The organism is Streptococcus sp. GMD5S (genome assembly GCF_000298715.2).
Taxonomy (GTDB): Bacteria; Bacillota; Bacilli; order Lactobacillales; family Streptococcaceae; genus Streptococcus.
In genome coordinates this window covers 1-615 of the sequence record NZ_AJRG02000060.1, presented here as the reverse complement: position 1 = coordinate 615, position 615 = coordinate 1, and the positions used below count along the sequence as shown (strand labels likewise).

The following is a 615-nucleotide window of genomic DNA, read 5'->3' as shown; positions in this document are numbered from 1 at the left end:
ACTATGCTGCTAGTCTCCTCCCAGGTAAAATGGCCAAGTCACGCCAATTTTCAGACGTTATCTACCTAGACCCATCTACTCATACAAAGATAGAAGAAGTCGGATCAGCCAACTTCTTTGGAATCACGGCAGACAATGAATTTGTTACGCCATTGAGTCCATCTATCTTGCCATCTATTACCAAGTACTCTTTGCTTTACTTGGCAGAACACCGCTTGGGCTTGACTCCGATTGAAGGTGATGTTCCAATTGATAATTTGGATCGTTTTGTAGAGGCAGGTGCTTGTGGAACAGCAGCGGTTATTTCGCCAATTGGAGGCATCCAACATGGCGATGATTTCCATGTTTTCTATAGTGAAACAGAAGTAGGTCCTGTGACACGTAAACTCTATGATGAATTGACTGGTATCCAATTTGGTGATGTAGATGCACCTGAAGGATGGATTGTCAAAGTGGACTAAAAGACATGAAGTAAAGAAGAACTCCATAGCAGTTGTAAGGACTGAAATGGAGTTTTTTCTTGCTAGTTTGAGCATTTTCTTGTACAATAGAAAAAGTGAAAAGAGGTACAGTATGAGTAAAAAAGATAAGAAAATTGAAATTCAATTAACGGAT

1 protein-coding gene is annotated in these 615 nt (G+C 40.0%); it reads left to right on the top strand.

What is annotated here, in order from left to right:
* Positions 1–461: aminotransferase class IV (locus GMD5S_RS0209795; protein ID WP_016893893.1), on the top strand; the 461-nt coding region annotated here is incomplete at its 5' end.
* Positions 462–615 lie beyond the last annotated feature (154 nt).